At 48.3% G+C, this 389-nt stretch carries 1 rRNA gene; it reads left to right on the forward strand.

Annotated elements, in window-relative coordinates:
* Window positions 1-292: 292 nt before the first annotated feature.
* A 5S ribosomal RNA gene (gene rrf, locus EYW45_RS00075) occupies window positions 293-389 on the forward strand; the annotation flags it as partial.

Below are 389 nucleotides of genomic sequence, written 5' to 3' on the forward strand. Positions count from 1 at the left end.
AGTGCAGTAATGCATTAAGCTAACTGATACTAATTGCCCGTGCGGCTTGATCCTATAACCCTGATTGGTTAAACCGGTCAGAACTTATAGTGTTCAGTGTCGTTCAAATAAATAACGCTCTACAACGATTGTTGTACAGCGACTGTTATACACAACCCGAATTTTTTGTCCTGTACTCATCCTCGCGCCGTTGATACAACATGCGTGAGTCGATCGATATACGACACGTTGCTGCTTCTTCCAAGATTGGACCGGTTGCGCCCTCAAAAGCACAGCCCGTCAACAAGTTACGCCTGACGACCATAGCGAGGTGGTCCCACTCCTTCCCATCCCGAACAGGAACGTGAAACGCCTTTGCGCCGATGATAGTGGACGGACGTCTGTGAAAG

Source organism: Schauerella aestuarii (assembly GCF_009866805.1).
Taxonomy (GTDB): Bacteria; Pseudomonadota; Gammaproteobacteria; order Burkholderiales; family Burkholderiaceae_B; genus Schauerella; species Schauerella aestuarii.